The organism is Niallia sp. FSL K6-0212 (assembly GCF_038007605.1).
Taxonomy (GTDB): domain Bacteria; phylum Bacillota; class Bacilli; order Bacillales; family Cytobacillaceae; genus Niallia; species Niallia circulans.
This window is the reverse complement of the sequence record NZ_JBBOXL010000001.1, coordinates 3,671,592-3,697,504: the sequence shown is the minus strand read 5'-3', so window position 1 is coordinate 3,697,504 and position 25,913 is coordinate 3,671,592. Positions and strand designations below refer to the sequence as shown.

25 protein-coding genes are annotated in these 25,913 nt (G+C 35.3%); 6 read left to right on the top strand and 19 right to left on the bottom strand.

Going from position 1 to position 25,913, the window contains the following annotated elements; all coding sequences use genetic code 11:
* The first annotated feature begins 3 nt into the window (after nucleotides 1–3).
* Entirely contained in the window at nucleotides 4–906 is a 903-nt protein-coding gene (locus MHH96_RS17580) for a LysR family transcriptional regulator (protein ID WP_047943437.1), read from the top strand.
* 64 nt (nucleotides 907–970) lie between these two features.
* Here MHH96_RS17580 and pepF read toward each other — a convergent pair whose 3' ends face one another.
* Nucleotides 971–2,761, bottom strand: coding sequence for an oligoendopeptidase F (gene pepF, locus MHH96_RS17575; protein WP_341117776.1), 1,791 nt, complete (start codon nucleotides 2,759–2,761; stop codon nucleotides 971–973).
* 600 nt (nucleotides 2,762–3,361) lie between these two features.
* Nucleotides 3,362–3,565: an IDEAL domain-containing protein gene (locus MHH96_RS17570; RefSeq protein ID WP_047943435.1), complete on the bottom strand. Its 204-nt coding sequence runs from the start codon at nucleotides 3,563–3,565 to the stop codon at nucleotides 3,362–3,364.
* 274 nt (nucleotides 3,566–3,839) lie between these two features.
* On the opposite strand from MHH96_RS17570, the gene MHH96_RS17565 reads away from it, so the two are divergent.
* Nucleotides 3,840–4,667: a Cof-type HAD-IIB family hydrolase gene (locus MHH96_RS17565; RefSeq protein WP_047943434.1), complete on the top strand. Its 828-nt coding sequence runs from the start codon at nucleotides 3,840–3,842 to the stop codon at nucleotides 4,665–4,667.
* 104 nt (nucleotides 4,668–4,771) lie between these two features.
* Here the strand turns inward: MHH96_RS17565 and MHH96_RS17560 are convergent, their stop codons facing one another.
* The 3 genes from MHH96_RS17560 to MHH96_RS17550 all read right to left on the bottom strand — a co-directional run bounded on the left by MHH96_RS17560 (nucleotide 4,772) and on the right by MHH96_RS17550 (nucleotide 6,417).
* Nucleotides 4,772–5,011, bottom strand: coding sequence for a hypothetical protein (locus MHH96_RS17560; protein WP_047943433.1), 240 nt, complete (start codon nucleotides 5,009–5,011; stop codon nucleotides 4,772–4,774).
* Nucleotides 5,012–5,044: 33 nt separating this feature from the next.
* A complete protein-coding gene (locus tag MHH96_RS17555) occupies nucleotides 5,045–6,118 on the bottom strand; it encodes a branched-chain amino acid aminotransferase (protein ID WP_047943432.1) in 1,074 nt (357 codons plus the stop codon).
* A gap of 167 nt (nucleotides 6,119–6,285) precedes the next feature.
* A complete protein-coding gene (locus MHH96_RS17550; protein ID WP_268874827.1) occupies nucleotides 6,286–6,417 on the bottom strand; it encodes a hypothetical protein in 132 nt (43 codons plus the stop codon).
* A 287-nt stretch (nucleotides 6,418–6,704) separates the two neighbouring features.
* On the opposite strand from MHH96_RS17550, the gene MHH96_RS17545 reads away from it, so the two are divergent.
* A complete protein-coding gene (locus MHH96_RS17545; protein WP_341117775.1) occupies nucleotides 6,705–7,847 on the top strand; it encodes a CAP domain-containing protein in 1,143 nt (380 codons plus the stop codon).
* 57 nt (nucleotides 7,848–7,904) lie between these two features.
* Here MHH96_RS17545 and MHH96_RS17540 read toward each other — a convergent pair whose 3' ends face one another.
* The 11 genes from MHH96_RS17540 to MHH96_RS17490 form a co-directional block, all read right to left on the bottom strand.
* On the bottom strand, nucleotides 7,905–8,816 hold the full coding sequence (locus tag MHH96_RS17540; protein ID WP_341117774.1) for an AEC family transporter: 912 nt from the start codon (nucleotides 8,814–8,816) through the stop codon (nucleotides 7,905–7,907).
* A gap of 153 nt (nucleotides 8,817–8,969) precedes the next feature.
* Nucleotides 8,970–10,232 (bottom strand): L-lactate MFS transporter, encoded by a 1,263-nt coding sequence (locus MHH96_RS17535; RefSeq protein ID WP_047943429.1) that lies wholly within the window; start codon nucleotides 10,230–10,232, stop codon nucleotides 8,970–8,972.
* A 53-nt stretch (nucleotides 10,233–10,285) separates the two neighbouring features.
* Entirely contained in the window at nucleotides 10,286–11,467 is a 1,182-nt protein-coding gene (gene purT, locus MHH96_RS17530; protein WP_047943428.1) for a formate-dependent phosphoribosylglycinamide formyltransferase, read from the bottom strand.
* Between the two features lie 464 nt (nucleotides 11,468–11,931).
* Nucleotides 11,932–13,248 (bottom strand): allantoinase, encoded by a 1,317-nt coding sequence (locus MHH96_RS17525; protein ID WP_047943427.1) that lies wholly within the window; start codon nucleotides 13,246–13,248, stop codon nucleotides 11,932–11,934.
* Between the two features lie 4 nt (nucleotides 13,249–13,252).
* Nucleotides 13,253–13,594, bottom strand: a complete 342-nt coding sequence (uraH, locus tag MHH96_RS17520) for a hydroxyisourate hydrolase (RefSeq protein ID WP_061798850.1) — start codon at nucleotides 13,592–13,594, stop codon at nucleotides 13,253–13,255.
* 3 nt (nucleotides 13,595–13,597) lie between these two features.
* The gene (gene uraD / locus MHH96_RS17515; RefSeq protein WP_341117772.1) at nucleotides 13,598–14,116 is read right to left on the bottom strand and encodes a 2-oxo-4-hydroxy-4-carboxy-5-ureidoimidazoline decarboxylase; all 519 of its coding nucleotides are present in this window, start codon (nucleotides 14,114–14,116) and stop codon (nucleotides 13,598–13,600) included.
* Nucleotides 14,094–14,609 (bottom strand): (2Fe-2S)-binding protein, encoded by a 516-nt coding sequence (locus MHH96_RS17510; RefSeq protein WP_047943424.1) that lies wholly within the window; start codon nucleotides 14,607–14,609, stop codon nucleotides 14,094–14,096. Before MHH96_RS17510 ends, uraD begins: the two co-directional genes overlap by 23 nt.
* A 10-nt stretch (nucleotides 14,610–14,619) precedes the next feature.
* Nucleotides 14,620–16,905 (bottom strand): xanthine dehydrogenase subunit D, encoded by a 2,286-nt coding sequence (gene pucD, locus MHH96_RS17505; RefSeq protein ID WP_047943423.1) that lies wholly within the window; start codon nucleotides 16,903–16,905, stop codon nucleotides 14,620–14,622.
* Between the two features lie 24 nt (nucleotides 16,906–16,929).
* Entirely contained in the window at nucleotides 16,930–17,787 is an 858-nt protein-coding gene (locus MHH96_RS17500) for an FAD binding domain-containing protein (RefSeq protein WP_047943422.1), read from the bottom strand.
* Between the two features lies 1 nt (nucleotide 17,788).
* A complete protein-coding gene (locus MHH96_RS17495) occupies nucleotides 17,789–18,400 on the bottom strand; it encodes a nucleotidyltransferase family protein (RefSeq protein WP_047943421.1) in 612 nt (203 codons plus the stop codon).
* Nucleotides 18,397–19,377 carry an XdhC family protein gene (locus MHH96_RS17490; RefSeq protein ID WP_047943420.1) on the bottom strand — a complete coding sequence of 327 codons (981 nt, stop codon included), beginning with the start codon at nucleotides 19,375–19,377 and terminating at the stop codon, nucleotides 18,397–18,399. Before MHH96_RS17490 ends, MHH96_RS17495 begins: the two co-directional genes overlap by 4 nt.
* A 377-nt stretch (nucleotides 19,378–19,754) precedes the next feature.
* On the opposite strand from MHH96_RS17490, the gene MHH96_RS17485 reads away from it, so the two are divergent.
* Both MHH96_RS17485 and MHH96_RS17480 read left to right on the top strand, forming a co-directional pair.
* A complete protein-coding gene (locus MHH96_RS17485; protein ID WP_235973392.1) occupies nucleotides 19,755–19,949 on the top strand; it encodes a helix-turn-helix domain-containing protein in 195 nt (64 codons plus the stop codon).
* Between the two features lie 144 nt (nucleotides 19,950–20,093).
* Complete coding sequence (locus tag MHH96_RS17480) at nucleotides 20,094–20,837, top strand: hypothetical protein (RefSeq protein ID WP_061798852.1); 744 nt, start codon at nucleotides 20,094–20,096, stop codon at nucleotides 20,835–20,837.
* 120 nt (nucleotides 20,838–20,957) lie between these two features.
* On the opposite strand, the gene MHH96_RS17475 is transcribed toward MHH96_RS17480, so the two are convergent.
* The 3 genes from MHH96_RS17475 to MHH96_RS17465 form a co-directional block, all read right to left on the bottom strand.
* Nucleotides 20,958–21,689: a 3D domain-containing protein gene (locus tag MHH96_RS17475; RefSeq protein ID WP_061798853.1), complete on the bottom strand. Its 732-nt coding sequence runs from the start codon at nucleotides 21,687–21,689 to the stop codon at nucleotides 20,958–20,960.
* Between the two features lie 182 nt (nucleotides 21,690–21,871).
* Nucleotides 21,872–24,004 (bottom strand): PAS domain S-box protein, encoded by a 2,133-nt coding sequence (locus MHH96_RS17470; RefSeq protein WP_235844490.1) that lies wholly within the window; start codon nucleotides 24,002–24,004, stop codon nucleotides 21,872–21,874.
* A 267-nt stretch (nucleotides 24,005–24,271) separates the two neighbouring features.
* On the bottom strand, nucleotides 24,272–24,457 hold the full coding sequence (locus MHH96_RS17465) for a cold-inducible protein YdjO-related protein (RefSeq protein ID WP_047943415.1): 186 nt from the start codon (nucleotides 24,455–24,457) through the stop codon (nucleotides 24,272–24,274).
* A 238-nt stretch (nucleotides 24,458–24,695) separates the two neighbouring features.
* Here MHH96_RS17465 and MHH96_RS17460 point away from each other — a divergent pair, with 238 nt between their 5' ends.
* Nucleotides 24,696–25,874, top strand: coding sequence for an alanyl-tRNA editing protein (locus tag MHH96_RS17460; protein ID WP_047943414.1), 1,179 nt, complete (start codon nucleotides 24,696–24,698; stop codon nucleotides 25,872–25,874).
* Nucleotides 25,875–25,913 lie beyond the last annotated feature (39 nt).

Genomic DNA, 25,913 nt, shown 5'->3' with positions numbered 1-25,913 from the left:
AAAATGGAACTTAGACAACTAAAATACTTTATTGAAGTAGCAGAAAGAGAGCATGTCTCAGAGGCTGCTGAACATCTTCATGTTGCCCAATCTGCTGTTAGTCGTCAAATTGCAAATTTAGAGGATGAATTAGGTGTTCAATTATTTGAACGAGAAGGAAGGAATGTCAAACTAACTCCGATTGGAAAGATTTTTTTAACTCACTCCCAATCAATCTTGAAATCAGTCGATCGAGCTGTAGAGCAAGTTAATGCCTATTTGGATCCTGAAAGAGGGTCGATTAAAATCGGCTTTCCAACTAGTCTTGCAAGCCACTTATTGCCGACTGTTATATCAGCATTTAAAGAAAAGCATCCAAATGTGAGGTTTCAATTACGGCAAGGATCTTATTACTTTTTAACCGAAGGCGTAAAAAATAGAGATATAGATTTAGCATTCTTAGGACCTGTACCAACAGATGACTTCTTATTAACAGGCAATATTTTATTTACAGAGAGAATCTTCGCATTATTACCAAGTAATCATATTTTGAGTGAAAGAAAATCACTTCGATTACGAGATCTGCGAAATGACGAATTTGTTTTATTTCCAGAAGGATATATATTGCAAAAAATTGCGATTGATGCATGTAAACAAGAAGGTTTTTTACCTAATATAAATGCTGAGGGTGAAGACTTAGATGCAATCAAAGGGTTAGTTTCCGCAGGAATGGGTGTAACTCTTCTTCCAGAGAGTACATTTTATGATACTGTTCCTAAATTTACAGTGAAGGTTCCTATTGAGGATCCAATTATTAGCCGGACAGTTGGTATCATCGTACCAAGTAATCGGGAATTGCCACCCTCTGTACAAACATTTCGCCGATTTATCATCGACTTTTTCACGATTCTAGAAAAATATCAGTAACTAAGAAGCAATAAGGGCCACACCTTTGCAAAAGGTAATGGCTTCTTATTGTTTTGTGAAAACTTTATTTTTTTAATACTTCCTTCACTAAGGAATGAAAAATCGTTAATGCATGATTAATTGGTTCAGGACTGGTCAAATCGACACCGGTTTTCTTCAGAAGTTCAAGAGGATAATCAGAACTTCCACTTTTTAAAAAGTCTAAGTAGTTCTCTGCATCTTCTTTCTTTCCTTCTAAAAGTTTATCGGCAATATTAATTGCAGAAGCAAAGCCAGTCGCATATTTATATACATAAAATGGACGGTAGAAATGCGGAATTCTTGCCCATCCATATTTCACTTGTTCGTCTATTACTAAAGAACTGCCATTGTATGCTTTAAATAGTTCTTCATAGGTTTGATTGAAAAAGTCCAAAGACAGTGGCAATTCTTTTTCCGCTTGTTCATGAACCGCTTTTTCAAACTCACTAAACATAACTTGTGTAAAGAAGGTTCCTTTAAAACTATCAATAAAATGATGTAATAAATGCTCGCGTTTTGTTTCATCATCTTCTATTTTTAACAAATGGCGAATTAATAAGACCTCATTAACAGTAGATGCTACTTCTGCAACAAAAATACTATATCCTGCACTTATTTGCGGCTGATGCTTACTACTAAAATAAGAGTGCATGCCATGTCCGCATTCATGAGCTAAGGTGAATAAACTATCTAAATCATCTCTATGGTTCAGTAAAATATACGGATGAACGCTATATAAGCCTAAATTATAAGCACCTGAACGTTTACCAGGCGTTTCACGTACATCAATGTATCGTTTTTCTTTAAAGGTTTTTAGCACACTTAAATATTCTTCACCAAGAGGCTTCAGCGCCTCCAGCATAATCTGAAAAGCATCATCATAGCTGATCTCTTCTTTAGCTGCCTCTCCAACTAATGGAACGCTTAAATCATAAGCATGAAGCTCATTAAGCCGCAGTCGTTTCTTACGAAAATTCATATAATCATCCATATAAGGTAAATTTTTTCTCGTCGTACTAATTAAATTATGGTAAACCTCAACAGGTACTTGGTCACCAAATAAGCTTTTTTCTAAGGCAGAAGGATAATTTCGAAGTTTTGCTGTTTTTACATTGTTTTTAACGGCGGCGCTAAAGGTCGCTGCTATTGTGTTTTTAAGACCGATATATGGCTTATAATACGCCAAATAAGCTTCTTTTCTAACATCTCGGTCCTCATCTTCTATTCTTTTTGCGTACATTCCTCTTGTTAATTCAATCTTTTCTCCATTATCTGTTGTTACTTCCCCGAAGGTTATATCTGCATTATTTATCATACCGAACACATTACTAGGAACAGATAGCGATTCTCCCAGTTCAGATAGTACCTCTTCTTTCTCCTTGCTTAATACATGTTTTTTATAGCGGAAAGATTCCAAGAGATCTTTTTCAAAATATGCTAAGCCATCTTCTTCTTGTATGTAAGTTTTCAATTCCTTTTCATCTAAGGATAATAAATATGGCATAAAAAAGGCAGTGGCACTACTATATTTTTGGCCGACTATACGAGCTTTTTCAATAAGACTTTGAGCATGTGTATTCCGCGTGTCTAAGTCTAAAAGAAGCATGGCGTATGCGTAGACTTTTCTATATATATAACTAACTTCCTCTGATAATGTTAGATACGCTAATAATGTTGTTCCATTCGTAATTTTTCCATTGAATTCTGAAAGAGCCGCTATTTTTTCTTTTACCGCATCTAAATCCTTTTCCCACTCAGCCTCTGTTTTGTATATATCAAGTAAATTCCATTTTTCACAATCAGCAACTTCTTCTCTTGTTTTATATGTTTGCATAAACTTCCTCCCATTCTTTCTGTTTCTATTTTACCCTTATTTATAAAAGTCTTATCATTTCTTTTAAAATAGAAGAGATTTTATGTATATGCAATAATGATACATAGCAGAAGGCTTTTATGTAAAGCAGAAAAGACTAATACGACCCTTTGATCAATCTCTAATTTAGCTTTGCGCTAATTAATAAGCACCATTGGCTTTTTTTTACAGTTTCAACAGCAATGCTAATTTCAGCACACAAAGATTCCGTATGCTAAAATTAGACAATAAAACTACTATTCTTTAAAAAAGCTTGTCAGTATCATCTATATGTGTTATATTTATCAAGCGATGAGCTATATTGAATAAGTCAATAAACGTTATTGCGCTATGTGGAGCGTAGTTTATTGCCTCAATACGTAGGACACATTTTATGTGTCCCTTACACTGCTGATAAACCTATGTTTATCAGCAGTTTTTATATGGTTAAACGATAAGTTGATAGAACGAAAATAGCTATCCTTTTTCAGGAAAAGACCTCGCTGCATCTCTTCTCAGAAATATAGCGAGGTTTTCTCCTCTAGGATAGCGGTTATGATTATATTGTTTATTTTATAGTAGTTATTTTGCAGTTAATTGATTTAATTCTTCTGTTAAACGATAAAATAATTCTTTGTCACCAGCAATTAATGTTTCATCGATTTGTCTTTTTAGTGTAGCTTTTCGAAAGTCATAAAGGGCCTTTTCCAATACCATTTCTGCAAATAAAGAATCCACAACATTTCCTACAGACTGTTTTGGTGCATTTAATAAATATTTTTCCATTTGAATCAACCCCTTGTTCTTTTTTATAGTATAGCAGTAATATTCTGATAATTCAAATACTTTTTCAAGGTAATTTAACCCATTTAAGATGTTTTTGTTTAACCCCTAACTATTAACTTTATTAACTTTATTTATTTACTTCCCACTAAAGAAATTTATAAACATAAAAAGGAACAATTCAAGGTTTTGTTTCGCTATCTTATCATCAATTTGATATTGGCTATTTCTCTATTTTCATGTATTCTGTAAAGAGGTTATGAAAGGGGAAATACAGATGAGCTATAAAATGATCGTATTAGATATGGATGATACTTTATTAACAGATGACCATATTATTTCAGAAGCAACCAAAACTGCTTTAATGCTTGCACAAGAAAAAGGTGTAAAAGTAGTTCTCGCTTCTGGAAGACCAACATATGCAATGCTGGACGCGGCAAAAGAATTAAGACTTGCGGAATATGGCAGTTTTATTCTTTCATTCAACGGAGCAAAAATAACTAACTGTCAAACAAACGAAGAAGTATTCAGCAGTACACTTTCTCCCGAAACAGTTCATCAGCTATTTGATTTGAGCCAGAGAGAAAACATTTGGATTCATACTTATATGAATGACGAAATTATTACGCAAGAAAATAATCCTTTTACTGAAATCGAAGGAAAACTTACAGGCTTGCCGATAAAAACAGTTGCGGATTTCAAGCAGACCGTTTCGACTCCTGTTGTAAAAGTATTAATGGTGAAAGAAGAAAATTATCTTAAAGAGGTAGAAGCAAGGCTGCAAAAAGAATTAGCTAATGATTTAAGTGTCATGCGCTCTAAGCCATACTTCCTTGAATTTACTGAATTAGGTGTTACTAAAGGGACAAGCTTAGCGATACTTATTGAAAAACTTGGTATCTCTAGAGAAGAAGTGATTGCAATAGGTGATAGTTATAACGATGTTGCCATGATTGAATTTGCTGGCCTTGGAGTTGCTATGGGAAATGCGCCAGATGATGTGAAGCAGCTTGCAGATTACGTAACTGATACAAATAACAACGATGGTATAGCAAAGGTGATTGATACGTTTATTTTAGAGCCCTTGATTACGAAATCTGTTTAATAATTTATTTTATTCGCATTATAATAAAGATAAAGCTTCGATTATAAATCGAAGCTTTATCTCTTTTAAGTTTTCCGTTATTATTCCTTTAAAAATTTACTGGTTCATTCTTCTTCATCCGGCTCATTAAACACCTTGATTGTTTTAAAAGCTAAATTCACTTTAAAATGAAGATTCCAATTACTACGAAGGATTTCAATCTCATGGTCTTGAACAGAAACACATAAGACAACGTCCCCATCCCAATCCATTAAAACATATTCATTTTGATTAGAGAAAAGTTTATAATCTTTATGTGCTATTAAATTCCATCCAAAATTTAGCGTGTGGCTTTTATTCACCATTAAGATACTCCTTTATTTTCCTCGCAAAAGGAATTATTTCACTTCAACAGCCCATCCAAATGGATCTTCTTGTCTTCCATTTTGAATATCTGTAATTGTATTATATAATTTGGATGCTAACTCCCCTGTTTCTCCATTATTTAAAATGATTTTTTCCTCGTTCCAGAAGAACTCACCAATCGGAGAGATAACAGCAGCTGTTCCTGTACCAAATGCTTCTTCTAATTGCCCATTTTTATGTGCTTCAAAGATTTCAGCAATAGTTATTTTTCTTTCTGTTACAGGAATATTCCAATATTGCAGCAACTCCATAACACTGCTTCTTGTTACCCCTTCTAGTATGCTTCCATTTAATTCAGGGGTATATACTTCCCCATTAATTTTAAAGAAAACATTCATAGCTCCAACTTCTTCAATATATTTCTTTTCTACGCCATCTAACCAAAGAACTTGGGAATATCCTCTTTCATTTGCAATTTGTTGTGCTTTTAAGCTTGCTGCATAGTTTCCAGCTGTTTTAGCAGATCCTGTACCACCTGCAACTGCACGAACATATTCATTTTCCACAAAGATTTTAACCGGTTTAACTCCCTCTTTATAATACGAACCAACAGGAGATAAAATGATCATAAATTTATAGCTAATTGATGCAGCAACTCCTAAGAAGGGCTGTGTGGAAATGATAAATGGTCTTATGTATAAAGAAGTACCTTCCCCTTTTGGAATCCACTCTCTATCAATATTAATTAATTGTGTTAAAGCATTTAGGGCAAACTCTTCATCTATTTCTGGAATACAAAGTCTGTCATTTGATTTATTTAAACGCTCCATATTTTTCTTCGGTCTGAATAAAAGCACTTTACCTTCTTCTGTTAAGTATGCCTTCATGCCTTCGAAAACTGCTTGGCCATAGTGGAAAACAACAGAAGCAGGATCTAAAGTAATTGGTTGATAGGGCAAAATTTGAGCATCATGCCATCCTTTGTCTACTGTATAATCCATCATAAACATATGATCTGTAAATACTTTACCAAATACTAATGTAGAAGGATCTGGTTTCGGCTTTTTTTCTTTTGCTAAAGTCACAGTGATTGTTTGATCTGTCACGTTTCCATTCTCCTCATCTTAAATATTATTTCTATTTATTATAACGCAAACTTACTATAGTGAAAGTAATTTTGATAAAAAGATGTGAAATTTTTTCCTAATAATTATTTACAGCACAAAAAAACAACCAATATCTACAAAATTATTTGTAAATTTGATTGCAATGTTTAATTCCAATGTTTTGTGTCTTCTAAAAGTTCATCAATTTCTATGTCGATTAAATTCCATGTAGATATTTCCTGCTCTAAATCGGCTGTGTTTGTTAAAATCTCATCAATGTCGGTTCTAATTAAATGCATAGTGCCTCCTTTAAAACCGTCTTAAATCTGTCTAGAGTGCTTATAAGTAAAATTTTCCAAATAGAAACGGCTATATTCATTATAACAGTTTATAGCGTTAACATATAATAAAGATGCTTTACAAATTGATTACACAGTCTAGACAAACCAATTAGGACGTAATGGCATGGTATAATAATTAAATAGGATAAAAAGTGAAAAACAATCTATCTCAATATACCCAGATAAAATAGTTTTAAACCTAATTTTTTTGGTTATAATTAGAAGACTATTGGAGGTTACTATCAATGATTAGACTATTAAAATGGGTTATTACCATTCTCCTTATATATGGAGCATATAATTTTTATTTTAAAGACAATGGACATAATGCTGAAGAAAGCAAACCTTCTAGTTCCATGGAAAATCGCATAAATCAAGATTCGATCACTTCCTTTTTCCAATCCTTTACTGATGAGTTTGAAAACATAAAATCCTTTTTTAAAAATGCAGAGGATATATTACCTGACTGGAATATTGAAGGAAATACTGAAGATACTGAAGAAATTGATAAACCAGAATTAGTTACACCGCAAGACCATCCTTTTTCGATTCATAATATATCTCTCGGCGATGATAAAAAGTCGGTTGAAAAGTCACTGGGACCACCAAAACGGGAAACAATCAATGAATACGGCATCTCTTGGTATGCCTATCATCAAAATTATCACAATTTTGTTATGGTAGGCTATGATGAACATAATCAAGTAGAAGCCTTATATACCAATCAAGATTTAATTGCTTCAACAAATGGGATTAAAAAAGGAACAAAGAAAGAAGTTGTCTTAAAAACATTAGGAAAACCGTTAACAGAGATAAGAAAAGGACTTGTTTTTTATAAAATGGCAGAGGACAGAGATTACGAAGTATTCAGACTTGATTACTCATATGTAACAGTATTCTTTGATAAACATGAAAATAACAGCGTTACTGCTCTACAAATTGTCAGCTCTTCTTTGGAAGAAAATCGCAAGGATTTTTATGTGGAAGGAAACGAGAACTTAAAAGAAGGCTTTGAATATCAATTATTTGATTTAACCAATGCCAGTCGTGTCAATAACCATTTAAAACCGCTGACTTGGGATGAGGCAGTTCGTGATACAGCTCGAAAACATAGTTTGGATATGGCAGAAAATAATTATTTCAGCCACACTAATCTGGAGGGTGAATCTCCATTTGATCGCATGCTGAACGAAGGCATCCGTTACACTATAGCCGGGGAGAATTTGGCTTATGGCCAAAACAGCAGTATATTTGCTCACGAAGGCTTAATGAATTCAATGGGCCATCGGGAAAATATCCTGCAAAAAGATTTCGCCTCACTCGGCGTTGGGGTTGCCTTTAACAATAAATCCCAACCATATTATACCGAAAACTTCGTGACAGAATAAAAAATGAGGCTGGAAAATTGATTCCAGCCTCGTTTTTATGATTAGTAAACTTTATAATTACACAATTAAATTACCAATCATCCAAATTAAGAAAAAACTAATAACTATCGATAAATTAGCAGCAGTTCCAACAAAACGTTGGTTATATTTAAACTCCACACTATACGGTAAAACGCTTGATGCCATTGGCAAGATTAAGCAGATTAAAATGGTATAACGAAACATATCTTCTGCTGGCCATAAAAAATATGCTAGCACGCCTAAAAAAAGACCTGTCCCGTACCGTATTCCGAGTACCCTTCCAATCCCTTTCCAGTGATTCTTTTCAAAAGAAAAGTTCAAATAAATACCGAGAAGCAATAAAGAGAGTGGCATATTCGCCTTCGATATTGTAGATGTCACATCAATTATCTGATGGGGTATCTCGAAACCTACAATACTAATGAAGAAAATAAATACATAGGTCATCAGCGGGATAGACCGTCCCAGCTTCCCTACCACTTGCTTCGCTGAAAGTACGGACCCTTCTTGTGAATAATAGCTATCAATTAAATAACTAATTCCGAAAGTAACAATGGCATTTCCGATATCGAACATACCAAAATATTTTATCCCTTCAGCCCCCCATATACCTTGCACCAAAGGATATGCAAAGATACCAATGTTAAATCCAGGAATCAGCATGCCTAACATGCCTTTTTGCTTATTCGCTTCATTTCGGAAAAGAAATAGTCCAATTATGGAAATAAGAACACCATAGAATAAACCAAGAAATACCAATATTAACAAAGATTTTTCAATTATAACATTATGTAAGGTGGTGATGATTAAACAAGGTAAAGTAATATTGAAAATGATCCTTGCAAGACCTTCGCCATCTTTTTCTTTAATAATATTTCTTTGTTTAAAGAAATATCCAATGCCAATAATAATCACGGAATACAAAAACTGCGTATTAAAATTTTCCATTCTCTAAATTCCCCTACCTAAGCTACAAATTTCCAATGAACCTACTATACTACTTATCCGTATACTTGGAAAGACTAAGATATAGAAAAAAGACTTATTACGTTTGAGAAGATTTAAGATGTAACAAACGTGATAAGTCCTATTTAAATACTATTAGAAGCTATTACTTTCTGTCGCCGATCTATTCATTTCTTCTAATCTACGAATATCTATACGAATAAGCAAGGAAACTGCCAGAGATATAATAAACATACAAGAGAAAACAAGCAATGTTCCTTGATAGCTTCCTGTTGTATCGCGAATCCATGATACAATGCTAGGTCCAGCAACACCTGCAGCAGACCAAGCTGTAAGAATATAACCATGAATTGCCCCTAACTGTTTTGTACCGAATATATCTCCAATATAAGCTGGGATTGACGCGAATCCACCGCCATAGCAAGACATAATAATAAATACAATAATGGAAAAGGCAATATAATGATGTAAATGTGGTAATGCAAAGAATGCTACTACTTGGATAGCAAAAAATAAAGTATATACATTGGGTCTGCCAATATAGTCAGAAATTGCAGCCCAGGCAATTCTTCCAATTCCATTAAATACACCCATAATCCCAACTAGTGTTGCTGCACCTGCAACTGACATGCCGGCCAATTCCTGCCCCATGGGCGAAGCAACAGCAAGAATAGCAATCCCACAAGTAATGTTAATAAATAACATAATCCACAACGCCCAAAATCGTTTCGTTTTTACGGCTTCATTTGCTGTTAATTGTGATAAATCTTTCTTCCCTTTTCCATTTCCAGCTTCAACTGATTGCTGAAAACCTTTTGGCATAAATCCTTTTGGCGGTGCTTCTAAATATTGTGCTGAAACAAATATGATAACAAAATAAACAGCTGCAAGAATATAAAATGTATTAGCTATACCAGCTGTATTAATTAAATAATTCATAACTGGACTGCTGATCATCGCAGCAAAACCGAATCCCATAATCGCTAATCCAGTTGCCAAGCCTCTGCGATCCGGGAACCACTTAACCAATGTTGAAACAGGAGTAATATAACCGACTCCTAATCCAATCCCCCCAAATATTCCATAGGTAATGTAAAGAAGCGGTAAAGATTCGATGCTTATTGCAAAACCAGCACCAGCCATCCCCAAACCGAACATACAAGCGGACAACATACCAGAAGTTCGCGGTCCGTATTTTTCAACAAAATGCCCTAAAAAGGCAGCAGATAATCCTAAAAATAAAATAGCAATACTAAAAGTCCAGGAAATGCTCGTTAATGTCCAATTAAACTGTGACTCAAGCGGCTTTGTAAACACACTCCATGCGTATACAGATCCGATTGAAATATGAATACCGACTGCAGATAAAGCAATAAGCCAACGATTTTTTGTTTTCATTGTAAGACCCCTATTGTGTTTATTTATAAATTATCACTAATTGCATTTTCTAATTAGCTAGAATAGGTGATGGAAAGTGGCGCAACAGCTTTTCTTACCCCTTCTAACGCTAATTCAACCGTTTCATTTGTATGCAATATTACTGCCATTCTTCGCCCCTCTGTCGTCTTTGGTTTTCCAAAAATGCGTATTTGAGTATTTTCAAATGATAACGTTTCTTCTATCCCCTGAATTAAGTAGTCGTTACTTTCTTCAGTTGCTTTTAATGTTTTACTAGCACCTGGGCTATGCAGCTTCACTCCTGTAACTGGATATCCTAGAATGGCTCTAACATGTAAAGCAAATTCAGATAAGTCTTGAGTAATCATTGTTACCATTCCAGTATCATGAGGGCGAGGTGAGACTTCACTAAAATAAACTCCATTTTCTGTTAAAAATAACTCCACACCAAAAATTCCATAACCACCCAGACTATCTGTAATTTTCTTAGCAATCATTTCTGCCTCATTTAATTGCTCAGCAGACATGAAATGCGGCTGCCATGATTCTATATAATCTCCGTCTTTTTGGGTATGTCCAATTGGGGGACAAAAGATTGTGCCATTAACTGAACGAACGGTTAAAAGTGTAATCTCTGATTCAAATGCAATAAACTCTTCTACTATGACTCTTGTTTTCTTCCCTCTTCCTCCATCAACAGCTTCTTTCCAGCAAGATTCTATTCCATCTATGCTTCGGCAAATACTTTGACCTTTCCCAGAAGAGCTCATGACTGGCTTTATTACACACGGAAAGCCTATATTCTGTACAGCATCTTTCAATTCCGAAATGTTATTGGCAAAGGCATATTTTGCTGTCGGTATGTTCAACGTTTCACTTGCTAATCTTCTAATACCTTCGCGATCCATCGTTAAATAGGTGGCCTTAGCAGTTGGAACTACCGAATACCCCTCTTCTTCCAGCTCCACTAGCGCACTAGTAGCAATCGCCTCAATTTCAGGAACAATAAGATCCGGTTTTTCTTTTTCAATTATTGCTTTTAATTGATTACCGTCAATCATATCTATTGTATATGAGCGGTGGGCAGCATGACTAGCTGGTGCATGATCATAACGATCGACTGCGATTGTTTCTAGTCCCAGCCGCTGCGCTTCGATAATCACCTCTTTACCCAATTCTCCTGAACCTAATAACATAATCTTTCTTGCTTGTGAAGTATTTGGTGCTCCTAACACGATTGCCAATCCCCCTAAACAATTAATTATTCCTTTATTCTGCATAATATCGTAAAAAGCTCTTCTATTCAAGTCTTTTTTTCTCTATTTCCGAACGTTTATTAAGTTAGATTATTAATAATTCGTATTTTGTTGTGGTTACGGAAAAATTAATTGTCGATAAGGGAAGGTGCATTTAAGGAAGATGAACGCTGCTTTTTGTGAAAGAGATGATATAAGTGGTTTTCATTCTCCAGATGAACGTCACTTTTTATGGAAAAGATGGCATAAGTGGTTTTCATTCAACAAATGAACGCCACTTTTTGCGGAAAAGATGATATAAGTGGTTTTCATCGGCCAAATAAATACTTTCTATACAAAAGGAAACAAAACAATCCATGATTAGAGGTTTTTCCTCCTCAATCATGGTTAATTACAGACACTGAATTCTCCTGTATTCTCATAAATAAATTGTGAAAGTCTTGCTATCTATTAAGAGTTGAATAAACTATTTCTCCTTTGCAAATAGTTGCTTTCACTTTCCCCCTAAACGTTTTGCCTATATAAGGGCTTATTTTATGCTTATAATACAGATCTTCCTTTTGGAGTGTATAGGTTTCATTTAAATCAACAATAGCTATATCTGCATCACTTCCATTTGTGATACTTCCTTTTTGTGGATAGAGCCCGAAACGTTTAGCTGGGTTTGTACTTGTTATTTTTGCGATAATCGGAAGAGAAATTCCTCGTTTCCAATAGCCTTCTTCTAATAAAACAGACAGTGTCGTTTGACAGCCGGCAATCCCACCCCATGCTTCTAATAAATTGCCATTTTTCATGGATGGAAGCGATGGTGAATGATCTGATCCAATCATATCAATTTCCTCTCGTTTGATTGCTTCCCACAAGTCATCTACTTCGTTATCAGAGCGTAGCGGTGGAGCGCATTTTGCGACGGCTCCTAATTCTTCTAAGTCATCGATTGTTAATGATAAATAATGAGGACATGTTTCAACGCTTATGTCCAGCCCCCGCCGCTTTGCGACAATTATTGGTTCCAATACTTTAGAACTTGTGATGTGAACGATGTGCACCTTACATCTAGTGGCTTCGGCATATGCAATGATCCGCTGAACAGCCTCCACTTCCGAAAAGATAGGTCTTGCATTGGAAAAAGCAAGGCCTATATTAGTCTGTTGATGGATGATTTCCTTGCTTAAAAACTCTGTAATCGTATCACTTTCTGCATGAACGGCTAAGATACTATGTAAAGCTGCGATTTTTTTCATCGCTTGATATAAAGTGCGGTCATCAGCGCTTTGAAAATCTTCTATCCCGCTATTCGACATAAATGCTTTAAAACCAATGACACCACATTTTACTAATTTTTCAATCTCATTATAATTACCAGGAACAATTCCTCCCCATAAACGGTAATCAATAACTGATTTTTTCTTAGCTAGCCTTTCTTTTTGCTGGAAACCATATTCTGTTATTGTAGGTGGATGACTATTAAGAGGCATATCAAAAAATAACGTTCCTCCACCAGCAGCTAAGCTTTTGCTGCCTGATTCAAGCCCTTCCCAGTCACTTCTTCCCGGCTCGTTAAAATGGACATGTGAATCGATAACCCCTGGAAATAGATATAGACCATCCGCATTGTAAGTTTTTGTAGCATTATTTCCATTAATGCCTGAACCAACTATCGCTATTTTTCCATTCTTCACTCCAACATCTGCTTTATAGACTGTTTCCTCATTTACAAGGAATCCATTTTGAATGATTAAATCTAAATCCTCCAAGTCATCAGCTCCCCCGATAGGTTTGATATCCCCAGCCAGATAATAATAAAGGGATATGATAATGCAGTTGGGTTTCATCTGTATAAAAACGAATAGGAATCGTCGTAAAAAATGGGTGTTGTTCTTTTGAATGACCAAAATACTCTTGTATATAAAATACTAATTCAAATTCTCCTGTCTCTATTTTTTCTAATAGGATAGTGTCGACTCTGCCGTCTTGATTGGTTATTCCGCTTGCTAAAAAAATTCTTTCTGAATCTTGCAATCTCCAAAGCTCAACTTTGATCCCTTTTCCTGGTTTCCCATTGGATAAATCTAATACATGAGTTGTTATGCCCGTTTTCATAGTCTATGCACCTTGTCCTTCTGTTTCTAATTCGACTATTTCCTCTAATCGGTATTTCGATATGGCAAATATCTCGATTAATGCAGTTTGAAATTCCTCTTCCTTTGTGTGGTTGATGCGTTCTTTCATGGACTGATAAATGGAATCCTTTGTATGACCTTTGACAGCTAAGATAAACGGAAAGCCGAATTTTTCAGAATAGGCTTTATTTAAGGCTGCAAATTGCATGAATTCTTGCTGCGATAATTGATTCAAGCCAGCACCCTTTTGTTCCTTACTCGAAGAGGAATTCATTTGTAACTTCGCGCCTAAATCTGGATGTGCTCGGATTAAATCAAGCTGATCTTCAATTGGTGCTTCTGTTACTGCCTGTACCATTAGTTGATAGAGGGTATTTAAGCTTGGAAAAGGGTGATATTTCCATGTTTTATTGGCAATCCACGGACTATGCTCAAACACCCAGCCGATCTTTTCAATGAATTCCTGTCGATTCATTTGATTAATTTCTGCTATCGTATACATTTATTGATCCCTGCCCTTCCCTTTTATTAGTTAACAACGCAACAGCTCTTAAAATTCCTTCATATCCTGTACAGCGACAAAGGTTTCCAGATAATGCAGCCAGTACTTCCTCTCTAGAGGGCTGTTCGTTTTCATCTAGTAAACTTTTTAATGCCATTACCATTCCAGGAGTACAGTAACCACACTGTAGTGCGCCTGCCTCTAAAAATGCTTCTTGAATAGGATGAAGGTTTTTCTCTGCTAAGCTTTCGATCGTTAAGATTTCAGCATTTTCCAATTGATATGCCATTACTAAACAGGAATTCACCAGCTTTCCGTTCATAATGACTGAGCAGGCACCACACCTGCCAGCCTCACAAGCTATTTTCGTCCCAGTAAGAGATAAAACATCCCGAAGGATATCAACAAGGCGAAATGTTGGAGGAAGACTTAGCGTTAAAGATTCTCCATTTACCTTAAAAGTGGTTTTTTCCATAATTTTTTTTGTATCCATATGCCCCCTCCTATTCTCGTAAACCTTGTCGTTCCAGTGCTTGCAATAGTATATCCGCTTTCACTGGGAGTTGATTAAGCCATATTCCTGCAGCGTCATGAATGGCGGAAATGATAGCTGGAGCAACAGCAACTGTGCCAATTTCGCCAACCCCTCTTGGCCCATAGTCATCTCCAGGGACTAATTCTTCTATTGCAGTAACAGTTGTCTCTATCGGGATGTCTAATATCGTTGGGATAAGATACGTATCAAAATTTTCATTCATATAGCGGCCATTTTCCATAACTGCATCCTCCATAATCGTAAATCCTAACCCCATATTAGCTCCCCCTTCAATTTGCCCTAAATATCCCATTGGGTTCACTACAGGTCCAGCTGAAATAACATGATCCATCCTAGTTACTGCTACGCTTCCAGATAACAAATCTATTTCGACCTCGGCTGCTACACCGGCAAAAGTATATAAAAAATGACCACCATCAATAGAGTTTGGGGTAGTAGGAAAGTGGTAGCTTACTGAAACAGTTGGCAGCTCTTCACATGATTCTGCTAACTGTTTATATGGAAGAATAAGCGCTGGTTCCTCGTTCTCTTCTGCGTTTTTCCAAATGCCATTTTTACCAAGAAATAAGCTTTCTTTCGGACATTTAGTTTGTTTTTCTGCCAATGTAAGTAGTTTTTCGCTAAATGGACCTTTTAATTTATTGATACCAAGCCACACCATATTTGTTGCTCGTGAGGCAGTAGAAGAGCCAGAGTGGGGAACTTTAGCCGTATCGCCAATAGTAATTTCGATATCACTAGGTTCGCAAAGAAAGGTATCTGCCATAATCATATCAATGGTTGGAATTAATCCTTGCCCACATTCTTCAAATCCAAAAGATACCTCTATTTTCCCAGCACTGTTTAAAGCCAGTCGGGCACCAGAAGCATCTGCTCTTCCATATCCCAATCCCCCTCCATGCATGGTAATACTATATCCCCTTCCTTTTATTTTCTTATCTCCATTCATAGGATTTGTGACCAAGTCCTTTTGAAGAATTGCTGACTTGGTAATTTCAGTAAGGACAGCATAAGCGCCATTTGTTGGAACAATAGGCTGGTCCACCGGACCAAAATCTTCTGTCTTACGTAAATTAGTGAAGCGTAATTTGGTTGAATCTATTCTGGCTTTTTCTGCTAATCTTTCAATTTGCGTTTCTAATGCAAAGGTGATTTGATTGCCGCCAAATCCTCTGAATTCACCGGCAACACCGTTATTTGTATAAACAGAGTAGCCTTTAACATCTATATTTTCGATTATATATGGTCCAGCACTATGCTCTACAGCAAAGTCAAGTACTGCAGGTCCTAAAGTAGCATATGCACCAGTATCTGCAGTAATTTTTACTTGGTGGGCGATTATTTTTCCAGATACGTCAGCACCTGTCTTCATATAGATTTTCATTGGATGTCTTTTTAAACCGGCCTTAATCGATATTCTTCTTGATTGATGTATTTTCACTGGCCGCTGTGTTTTTAATGCCAGCAAGCTGATATATGGTTGAACATTTAATTCGTCCTTCCCTCCAAAGGAGCCTCCAATCGGGCTAGAAATAATCCGGATTTTTTCCAGTGGGAGTGCTAAAATTCGAGAAAGCTGCAGCTGATCTTTAAAACCATGCTGGGTTGGTGCATAAATGGTAATGCCTCCTGCTTCATCTGGTACAGCTACACCCCCTTCCGTTTCCATATAAGCATGCATTTGTCTTGGTGTCTGATACGTTCCTTCTATGATCCATTCGCACTTATTAAAGGCTTCTTCTATATTACTTTCTCCCTTCTTAAAAGCAGCCTGATGAAGGAGATTTCCTTCTTTATGCAGCCTGATTGCAGTGTCTTTTAAGGCTTCATCTGGATCTGTGATTATCTGCAATGGCTGATATTTTACTTTAATTAAAGAAATGGCTTGTTGTGCAATTTCCTTTGTTCTAGCCGCAACAGCGGCAATTGCGTCGCCTACATATCTGACTTTCTCTTCACAAAAGACCGGCTGATCCTGTATAACAATCCCAAAGCCATTTAAGCCTGGTACATCCTTATAAGTGATAACAGCAAAAACCCCAGCAAGCTCTTCTGCTTCTTTAGTATCGATTGATTCAATTTCTGCATGAGGATATTCACTTCTAAGAACGGTTCCATAAAGCATATTAGGAAACGTTAAGTCAGTTAAATACTTAAGTTTTCCAGTCACCTTAGGCACACCGTCTCTTCTTATTTTCCAACGACTACCAGCGCTTTCGTTATCAAGGATCATCTAAACAACTCCCTTCTTTTTCTATTAAAGTAATTCTTTCATATTAGCAATTATTACGTTTGCTGCGACTTTTTTGCGATACGCTTCTGTTATAAAGGGATCTGTATAAGATAGGAAGTCTTCCTGAATGACTTTAGAGATTCGGGACCAATCAATAGGACTCTGCGAGCGGGTAATCTCCCTTTCTGTGCTTGTAAGACGAGTCGGAATGTGACTGCCTCCGCCAATCGCAATTTTTATGGTCTTTATATTTTTTTCTTCAAATTCTAGATACCCTGCAATCGATATAATTGCAGCTGTAAAACTGGCCCGTCTACCAATCTTTCTAAAAAAAGAATATGTTTCTAGCTTTCGTGCTGCTATTGGTATGAGTACTTTTGTTAACAATTCGGATGATGGCCGCTTTTTTGATGCCAGCCAATCCTTTAATGTGATTAAGTAGGTCTCCTTGCCATTAAAAAAAGTTAATAGTGCCTCCAAAACTAATAAAGCAGGAATGCTATCACCAATTTTGCTGCATATATTTCCGCCAATTGTTCCTCTGTTACGAATTGCAGGAGCCGCTATTTTCTCACAGGCCTCTACTATAAGCGGAGCCTTTTCTTGCATTAATACGCTGGTTAAACATTCAGAAATAGACATGCCTGCACCAATCTGCAAAAAGAATTGGCCATCTAGTTCTACTTCTGAGATTCCTTTTAACTCCATTAATTTTTCTGTACTAATAAGGTGGTTTGGTTTGTCCTGACCTGCTTCCCAATTTACTTGAAGGATTGTTCCACCGGAGATAAAGGCATAATTTGATTCATTCCATTTATTAATAGCAGATAAGGTGGTAGGTATTTCCACAGTAGTCGGATAATTGAGAGTTGAAACATGCATGTTATTCCCTCCTTTTCAGCACTTTTTCATAATCATTTTTTGTATCAATATCAATAAAATATTCTTCTTCAGAAAATTCAATCTTTTCCCCATGCATAATGCCATCTTGCAATAATTTTCTAGCTCCTATATCTCCTTCTAAGTAGTTTATATCTGATATCGCGCTCGGATGGAATAAAATCGGCGGATTGTAAACCCCCTTATGCATGCTTGCTACATATTTATATGGAGGAAGTAATGGAGTAGTCACGATTTTATCAATCATTTCATGGGTAATAAAAGGCTGATCTGCTAAACATACAAGAATCTTTTCTGCCTGTTGCTCGATAGCTGCTTTAAAACCTTTTTTTAAAGAATATGATTGCCCTAGAGACGCTTCGTCACAAGTAATTACTTTCCCTTTTTTTCCATTCAAAAAGAGTTTATTAGCAGGTGTTATCCAGTTTAAGTGATCGCCTGGTTGAACGATAACAAAAACATAATCAACAAATGGCGAGGTAAGCAACACAGATAATCCATGATTACCAACTGTTTCATTCCGAAGAGGAAGGGACAGTTTATGTTCTCCCATCCTCTTGCTATTCCCCGCAGCTAAATATAAGGCTGTAATCATCCTATTTTACCTACAAGAGAATTCTTTTCATTTTTAATTTTAATTAATTGTGCTGTTATACTAATGGCGATTTCTTCTGGGCTTTCTGAATGAATAGATATTCCGACTGGATAGTGGATCCAATCTGGCTTTATTTTTTCTGCCAATAATTTTTCCGACCTCTTTTTGGAGCCTAATAACCCAAAGAATTTTACCCTTCGTTCCAAAAGTAAATGTACAAATTCTTGATCTTTACTAAAGCTGTGTGTCATCAATAGTACATAATCATCTTCTGAGGGTTTTATTGCGGCCAGCACCTGAGTCGGAGAACCTATTTGATATTCTTTTGCGTCTGGGAAATTATCTGCTGAACAAATAGCTTCTCGCCAATCAGATAAGATGACATAAAACCCGGCTTTGCTAGCAAAAGAGACAACTGGTTTGACATCTGGTCCTGCTCCATAGATAATTAATCTTGGTTGAGGAGAGAGAGCTTGGGTAAATATATACTTATTGTCAGTATCCAAAAAAGAAGTAGATGCAACATTTGTTTCTGTTTTTGTTTGTGGGCTGACCGTATTAACAAGGAAATTATCTAATTTATGAAAACTCTTAATAAGTTTGACACTTTCTCCTTTTTGCATATGTGATTTTAATTGCTGAAAAACTTTGCTTGTTGCCGGCGTGACCGGTTCAACCATAATATAAATTTTCCCATCACATCCAATGCCTTGCCCCCATGTCAAATCATCTTCTGAACGCAGATCGTATTCCATTAAAAAAGCTTTAGCTTTTTGCTGCATTTCGATTCTTGCGAGTAAATCCTGCTCTACACATCCGCCTGTTAATAATCCCTTTTCTTTTCCGGCATCCGTGATGAACATCATAGTTCCTTCTTTCCGGTAGGCTGTTCCTTCCACCTTCACAATTGTCGCTAAATAACTGTTTTTTTCTGTTGCAATAACCGCATCAATAACAGCATAATGATCGGAAGACACGCTAACTCCCCCATTCCAATCAAATTTTTAGTCGAATCGAAAATCATTGTTACTTTTTATAACATTAGATGTTATTACATCATATTAATTCCTTCCTTTTTATATGTCATTGGACTAATTAAATAATAATCTAAGTGGTAATTAGATAGATTGAACAAATTATCTAAAAATTAAAAAAATGAATATTATAATTCAAAATATTTGTATTCGTTTTTTACTAGCATAATATATTTACATTTTCTTGATTATCAACTATAATGCTCATATCTTGGATTAAAAAATTCTTCTTTTCGTCTTTCTTATTTATTCTTTTATTTAATTAAATGAGGTGGACTATGAATAAAGAAATTATTAAATTTATTAGGAAAAATTATGAAATGACACAGAGAGATTTTGCCCGTGTTTTAAATTGCAGCTTTGCATTAATTGCTTTAGTGGAAGTCGGAAAGCGAAGAGTTAGTAAAGATTTAGAAAATAAGATTAGACAAACGTTTAACATTGACGATCAAGATATCGCCTCCATTACATCCATAATATCAGAAATAAGTAAAGGAATTCCTCCGTTTATGTAGTTTCTAGAAGAAAATAGCAAGAACATACAGATCCCTTGTGTTATGCTTTATGTAGATACTTTCTATTTTCTTCTATTTAAAATTATCCTCTGCACCCTTTTTTCTCTTTCCCAATAGAATAAAGAAGGAGAAAGGAGGGGGAAAATGCCTACAAAGGAACACCACAGCAACTCTTCAAAAGTTTATCTTCCCAAACTTTCTGCTGAAAGTTTAAATAATCAATCCCATTTCCAACACAATTATTTACAGGAATATCTATTTAAACAGCACAAACAAAATGAGCAATTAATGACATTATGGTATAAATTTCAGGAAGATTTGATTGAGAAACAGAAGAAGCATCTTCAGCATTTTAACGAAATCGATTCAAAATTAGAACTTAATGATTCAGCTACAAAGGATCTTTTAACTAAAATTACTGATTTAGATAATGAAACATCCACAATAGAAGCACAACTTGACACTCTTATCTTGCTAGCAGAAGAGCAAAAAGAATTAACAAGGGAAGAATCTCTGCGGCAAACAGCTCTATTTGACCAGTTAACCTTTCAAGAGAAAGATATTTCGATGATTTCTAATAAAATGGAAGAATTTAATCAGCTTGCTGCAGACGTGAAAACAAAAATCACGGAAACTGAAACCAACTATCAACATATTGCAGAAAAGTTGGATTTACACGAAATATTTCAGCAAACCTTATTAGAAAGCATGAAAGAAACAACTGGGAGCGTCAATAAAATCAGTCGGCAGCTCGACCATCTTAAAGAAGTTATCTTTGAAAGAGTACATTATTTAGCGGAAAAAATAGAAAACAATATAAAAAGCATCTCGCAGCCAATTCAGCGATTCTTCGTTTCTTCTAAAAAAGATGAGACGATAAAAAAATAAAATGGTAATTTTTTTATACACAAATAAAAAACCTAAACAATTATACGAAGTTGCTAGTAAAAACATTCGTATAATCGTCTAGGTTTATTTTTTTTGCTGGAATACTTTCAAGCGTTTAACTTAATCAAGGATTTTTACAGAAACTTGTTTTCTTCCCCACTCTAATGCTTTCGCTTGAGATGGAACAAATACATCAATTTTCTTCCCTTTAATCGCTCCGCCTGTGTCTCCGGCAATTGCAGTACCATATCCTTCCACATAGACCTTAGAGCCTAGAGGAATTACGTTAGGATCAACTGAAATAACCTTTTTATCTGGATTATCCTTTAAATTAATTCCGGTTGCTGTAACACCAGAGCATCCTTCACAATTTGCTGTATATGCTGTCGCGGTTACTGTGATTTCTTTTGCTGCTGAATTTGTACTTTCAGCCTTTACTGTATTATCTGCTTTAACTGCTTTGTTTAGTGGCTTTGATTCTGGTGCGTTTTGTTCAGAACCTTCTTTGGAAACAATCAATACGTCATCCTTATGTATTGTATCACTATTCAGCTTATTCCATTCCTTTAGCTGATCTACAGTTGTATTATATTTTTGAGATATCTTCCATAGATTATCTCCCGCTTTTACTGTGTATTTCTTTACATCTTCAATAGTAAGTGTATCACCCGCCTTAATGATATCACTATCTAAATCATTCCATCTTTTTATATCATCAACACTTACCTTTTTTTCTTGTGAAATAGACCAAAGAGTATCTCCTTTTTCTACTTTCATTTCTTCTGCACCTACAAACGGAGCAGCTGTAGTTAGTATTGATGCACAAGTTAGAATAGAAAAGATTTTTTTCATTTTTATACCTCCTAGAATAGCTCCAGTTGAGCTAACAGGTATAATCTTAACATGAAAAACGCCAAAAAAAAGAACAGGCAGTTGTTAATTCGATTACGTATATGACAATCCAATAACAAACACAATACGAATCGTCAGAATAATCTATAAAATAATACCTGTTTTCTTTTCAAACATAGTTTTTAATGAACGGAAGGCAAGGTTATGTGGAAGCTTGTACCTTTATTTATTTCACTGTCTACATATACTTTCCCATTTAAATTCTCAATTATTTTGAAACTGACCATTAATCCAAGTCCATTGCCTTCTTTTTTTGTTGTAAAGAATGGTTCACCTATTTTTTTTAATTGCTCTTTTGACATACCGATTCCGCTGTCTTTGATTATAATCGAAATATCTTCCTTTCCTTTTTTTACGCTTATATCAATAGAGCCCCCGTCAGGCATAGCTTCGACAGCGTTTTTTATAAAATTCAAGAAAACCTGTTTTAATTTATTCTCGTCACATTCTACAAAAGGATTCGGCTCTTCGTAAAATCGATTCAATTGAATTTTATTTTTTCGCAGCTGATAATCTAAAATAGAAAGAACATTATCGATAATAGGTAGTAGCGGTTTTTTCTCTAACACAGAAACAGTCGGCTTAGAAAGAAGCATGAATTCCTCTACAATAGAGTTTACTCTTTCAATCTCATCTAAAATAATCTCAAAGTATTCCTGTCGATCTTTCTCGGTTTCATCCATACTCAAAAATTCCGCATATCCTTTTATAGAAGTTAATGGGTTACGGATCTCATGAGCAACACCAGCTGCTAATTGACCAATCGCTGCTAATTTATCTTGTCGATGAAGAACTTCTTCTGTGCGTTTCTTTTCCGTAATATCATTTCTTATAGCTAAATACTGATAAGGCTTATTATTTTTATCTAAAAAAGGGACAATAGTTGTATCGACCCAATAATAAGAGCCATCTTTCCTTTTATTTCGGATTTCCCCCTTCCAGATTTCCCCTTTTTCAATTGTTTGCCAAACATTTCGGAAAAAATCTTTTGAGTGATAGCCAGAATTTACAATACGATGCGTTTTCCCGATTAATTCCTGCCTACTATATCCGGATATCTCACAAAATTTAGAATTAACATTTGTAATAATCCCTCTTTTATCTGTAAAAGCAATAATACTTGATTGTTCTAATGCATAGGTAATGTCACTTACTTCACGTACAGACTCTTCCAGTTGATGCTGAACCATTTTTTGCTCTGTAATGTCCCGTCTGATTGCAACATACTGATAAGGTGCCCCCTCCTTATTTAAAAAAGGGACTATTACGGTATCAACCCAATATAGCGTACCATCCTTTGCTTTATTGAGTATCTCCCCTTTCCATATCTCCCCTCTTTTAATCGTGTTCCATAATTTTCGAAAAAACTCAGGCGAATGATGACCCGAATTCAAAATACGATGATTTTGTCCTAACAGTTCCTCACGACTATACTTCGAGACTTCCACGAATTTATCGTTTACATATGTAATCATTCCATTATCATCAGTAAAAGCCACGATTGCAGACTCATCAAGTGCAAGCTGCATATCTCTTACATTGATTGCTCCTACATCCATTCGTTCTCGAATTAAGGTACTAGTTCCAATTAATCCGCCTAACACTAATACAGAGACAAATAACGCAATGTAAATAATGAAGCTGCTTTGATAGGAATCTCTCACAACGGACACTTCTGGTGCGCTTACATCACTTAAGAGAATAAAATGACTAATCATACATACTCCCGTCATTAATAAACTACATACAGGCCGTACCCATTTTTTTAAAGTGGCAGAAATTGTAACAGGATAAAATGATAACCATATTGAAATAAAAAATACTATAAATAACAATAAAAAACTGATAAATAATTGCGGAATTTGATAATATACTGTACTGCCGATTGAATAAAAACCAATGATGGATATTGATAATAAAGAAAGACTAAAAAAGAAAGCAGAGACATAGATTCTTCTTTTCTTTTTTTCCTTATCTAATAGCGCATAAAATGCCATACCACTAAAACATATGCCAACTACCATTGATAAGATAGTGATAGGGATATTATAATTAGCAGTTGCATACACATTTTTAATCATCATATCAATAAAACTTAAAATCCAAAAACCAAAGCCTATCGTAAATGTGCTTGCTAAGAACAAAAATCTACTATTTTTCTCTCCATTTTTCACTAATTGAAATAAATCAAACGAAGAATAGCATGCCATATATACGATTAGGATACTAATAAAAATTAATATGGAGTTATACAAACAAAAAATCCTCCTAATCTATTTTTTGCATTCTATTTGATTGTAAATCAAATAAAACAGATAAGAAAGCATTTTTGTATAAATCATACACTAAACGGCCACATAATCATTTGTTCTTTGGAGAGATTGAATAGCGGGATATGGAGGGACATGAATATTCTCTGAAGAAAGTCGAAGAGTTTTCCAAATAAGGAGATGGGATAGGAAATCTCCACGACTAAGCCCAACAATATTAAGTAAATTTATAAAGCTGTCGTGATTTACGAGTTAATTACTGATTTGAGGAAGCTCTCTCATTTCTGCAGTTGTCTGATCTCCACATAGAGGACAAAGTAGATCATCTGTAGCATAATCCTTTCTCATCCACCCGTTACACGAATTACATGCATATACTTCCATACTCATTAACACTTCTTCTGGTTTTTCTTCCGCGCCTTTTCGATTAAAAAACATATGAACAAGCCCCCTTTTTAAATTATTATGGCCAGCACCGCCAGTAATTATGTGTGTAAACCAAAACATTTAAAGAAATTAAACACCTATTACTTTTTCCAAGCCATAATGGGAATTAGCGCATTGACCATTAATAATCTATAATGCTAAAGAAACTGAGCAAATATTTTTTTCAAATCTGTAACTAAGTGTAATTGTTATGGTATTATGATGAAAAATGAACGCGAAGGAGCAAAAAATGTCTACAAAATTGTTTTATTCAACTCCATATGAAACAAAATGGACAACCGCAATAAAGAAAGTTATCGAAACGAATGATCAAATTTATGTACTTTTAAAAGAAACAGCTTTTTATCCAGAAGGCGGAGGGCAGCCAGCAGATACTGGATTCATTGATGGGATTCGTGTCCTAGATGTACAGATGAAAGATAATCAAATTTATCATCTTATGGAAAGAAAACCAGAAAATAAACTGGTATCATGTGAATTAGATTGGGATAGACGGTATGATCATATGCAGCAGCACACTGCTCAGCACATGTTATCAGCTGTTTTGGAAGAATTATTTCAAATTACTACAGTTAGCTTTCATTTAGGAAAAGAGTACACAACAATTGATATAGATACAGCTGATCTAACAAAAGAACAAATAACTCAACTAGAAAACTCCTGTAATTCCTATATCATGAAAAACTTAGAAATCAAAACACATATTATCACTCATGAACAAGTGAGCAAATTTCCTTTAAGAAAGCGGCCGAAAGTAACTGGCGATATAAGAATCGTAGAAATCGATGATTGGGATTTTTCTGCATGTGCTGGAACACATGTAGGCAGAACCGGAGAACTAGGCGTCTTTAAAATATTTAAAACTGAAAAACATCGTGGTCAAACTAGGGTTTTCTTTTTAAGTGGGTGGAGAGCCATTCGTGACTATCAAACAGCACAATCTATATTAGATAACTTAGGAACGTTTTTTAAAACAAACAAACTGCAGCTTGAAGATCGTGTAAATAAACTGGAATTAGAGAAAAAGGGATTAACTAAAGAATTAGAAACACTAAAGAGAGAAAATATAGCGTTTTTAGCAGAACAAATGCTTTCGACACAAATGGAAAAAGTAATCTTCCTTTCATTTGCAGACAAAACAATCAAAGATTTATCTATTCTTGCCAAATACCTCTTGCAAAAATCTAGCTGTATTATTCTCCTTAGTTCGGAAATAGATAAAAAAATACTATTACAGCATAATGGTGATTATCCTTTTCATTGTGGCAAGTTTCTTAAGGAAACAATCCAAGGATATGAAGGGAAAGGCGGGGGAAATGAACTTCAGGCACAAGGGACGTTCCCTACCGTTCCACAATTAAATGCCTGCCTAAAGGAAATAAGAGAAAGATTAGTAGAGAGTATGTAAAAAACAAAAACCGTCCCTAAGATAATGGCTCTGCCAATA

What these genes read in the sequence shown, in the direction of transcription:
- uraH (WP_061798850.1), bottom strand. Translation starts at nt 13,594, where the DNA reads ATGAAAACGGGCATAACAACTCATGTATTAGATTTATCCAATGGGAAA.
- MHH96_RS17500 (WP_047943422.1), bottom strand. Translation starts at nt 17,787, where the DNA reads ATGCATGTTTCAACTCTCAATTATCCGACTACTGTGGAAATACCTACC.
- MHH96_RS17540 (WP_341117774.1), bottom strand. Translation starts at nt 8,816, where the DNA reads ATGGAAAATTTTAATACGCAGTTTTTGTATTCCGTGATTATTATTGGC.
- MHH96_RS17560 (WP_047943433.1), bottom strand. Translation starts at nt 5,011, where the DNA reads ATGGTGAATAAAAGCCACACGCTAAATTTTGGATGGAATTTAATAGCA.
- MHH96_RS17495 (WP_047943421.1), bottom strand. Translation starts at nt 18,400, where the DNA reads ATGATTACAGCCTTATATTTAGCTGCGGGGAATAGCAAGAGGATGGGA.
- uraD (WP_341117772.1), bottom strand. Translation starts at nt 14,116, where the DNA reads ATGTATACGATAGCAGAAATTAATCAAATGAATCGACAGGAATTCATT.
- MHH96_RS17570 (WP_047943435.1), bottom strand. Translation starts at nt 3,565, where the DNA reads ATGGAAAAATATTTATTAAATGCACCAAAACAGTCTGTAGGAAATGTT.
- MHH96_RS17480 (WP_061798852.1), top strand. Translation starts at nt 20,094, where the DNA reads ATGCCTACAAAGGAACACCACAGCAACTCTTCAAAAGTTTATCTTCCC.
- MHH96_RS17465 (WP_047943415.1), bottom strand. Translation starts at nt 24,457, where the DNA reads ATGTTTTTTAATCGAAAAGGCGCGGAAGAAAAACCAGAAGAAGTGTTA.
- MHH96_RS17460 (WP_047943414.1), top strand. Translation starts at nt 24,696, where the DNA reads ATGTCTACAAAATTGTTTTATTCAACTCCATATGAAACAAAATGGACA.
- MHH96_RS17475 (WP_061798853.1), bottom strand. Translation starts at nt 21,689, where the DNA reads ATGAAAAAAATCTTTTCTATTCTAACTTGTGCATCAATACTAACTACA.
- MHH96_RS17565 (WP_047943434.1), top strand. Translation starts at nt 3,840, where the DNA reads ATGAGCTATAAAATGATCGTATTAGATATGGATGATACTTTATTAACA.
- MHH96_RS17535 (WP_047943429.1), bottom strand. Translation starts at nt 10,232, where the DNA reads ATGAAAACAAAAAATCGTTGGCTTATTGCTTTATCTGCAGTCGGTATT.
- MHH96_RS17485 (WP_235973392.1), top strand. Translation starts at nt 19,755, where the DNA reads ATGACACAGAGAGATTTTGCCCGTGTTTTAAATTGCAGCTTTGCATTA.
- pepF (WP_341117776.1), bottom strand. Translation starts at nt 2,761, where the DNA reads ATGCAAACATATAAAACAAGAGAAGAAGTTGCTGATTGTGAAAAATGG.
- MHH96_RS17510 (WP_047943424.1), bottom strand. Translation starts at nt 14,609, where the DNA reads ATGGATACAAAAAAAATTATGGAAAAAACCACTTTTAAGGTAAATGGA.
- pucD (WP_047943423.1), bottom strand. Translation starts at nt 16,905, where the DNA reads ATGATCCTTGATAACGAAAGCGCTGGTAGTCGTTGGAAAATAAGAAGA.
- MHH96_RS17580 (WP_047943437.1), top strand. Translation starts at nt 4, where the DNA reads ATGGAACTTAGACAACTAAAATACTTTATTGAAGTAGCAGAAAGAGAG.
- MHH96_RS17550 (WP_268874827.1), bottom strand. Translation starts at nt 6,417, where the DNA reads ATGCATTTAATTAGAACCGACATTGATGAGATTTTAACAAACACAGCC.
- MHH96_RS17545 (WP_341117775.1), top strand. Translation starts at nt 6,705, where the DNA reads ATGATTAGACTATTAAAATGGGTTATTACCATTCTCCTTATATATGGA.